At 43.3% G+C, this 705-nt stretch carries 1 protein-coding gene and 1 pseudogene; both read right to left on the bottom strand.

Going from position 1 to position 705, the window contains the following annotated elements:
• Positions 1-131 precede the first annotated feature (131 nt).
• Positions 132-335, bottom strand: a complete 204-nt coding sequence (locus CBG25_RS09255; protein ID WP_290606193.1) for a hypothetical protein — start codon at positions 333-335, stop codon at positions 132-134.
• A pseudogene (locus CBG25_RS09260) lies at positions 335-705 on the bottom strand (ISNCY family transposase); the annotation flags it as partial. The pseudogene CBG25_RS09260 and the gene CBG25_RS09255, both read right to left, overlap by 1 nt.

A 705-nucleotide genomic window follows, 5' to 3' on the forward strand; every position in this document is an offset into this window, starting at 1 on the left:
GATTAGTGGACAAAGTTATCGGTTAAAAGACAAGCTAAAAAGCGGTCAGCTACATAAAAAATTGAAAGCGGAACTGAGCGAGTAAATTAAAGGGGGTGGATCAGTTTTACTTTAGCAAAGTGGATCAGAATTCAATTGGCATTGACACCATAGCGCAAGATAAGCGGCGGAGGCGGTGCGTAGTAGATGGGGTGAGTCTCATCGACGTTTCCATAATTATAAATATGCCGAATTAACCACTTACCGGTAAGACTATCTTTATCAGCAGAAATGGCGGGACGCCCTATCACTCCGCCAAAAACAACGCTTAAAATAAGAATATATGGCTTTTTCATCAATCCATAAGCGCATTAATCTCAGCATCAGATAGTCCAGTAGACATTTTGACAATAGCCCGATCAACGCCGTTGGCTAAAAGCTGGCGCGCTATGGTTATAGCAGACTCTTTCCTACCTTTTTCTATACCCCGCTGTTCACCCAGATGAATGCCTTCCTCACGGCCTTTCAAAATTCCTTGTTGCTCACCCTCTTGCCGTAGCTGTTCTGCAATGGTCATCACCACCTCCCGATAATCAGTCGCTTTCTCCGCAATCTGATGCAAAAATTGCTTTGCATCAGAAGTATTTCCTCGTTCTACAATATAACATATTAATCCTCGAAATAGCTCAGGCTGCAATACCCACTGATTGAGCAAGGACGCTATCT

The organism is Arsenophonus sp. ENCA (assembly GCF_002287155.1).
Classification (GTDB): Bacteria; Pseudomonadota; Gammaproteobacteria; order Enterobacterales; family Enterobacteriaceae; genus Arsenophonus; species Arsenophonus nilaparvatae.

Excerpts from the sequence above, each read along its gene's own strand:
- CBG25_RS09255 (WP_290606193.1), bottom strand. The coding sequence starts at position 335 with ATGAAAAAGCCATATATTCTTATTTTAAGCGTTGTTTTTGGCGGAGTG.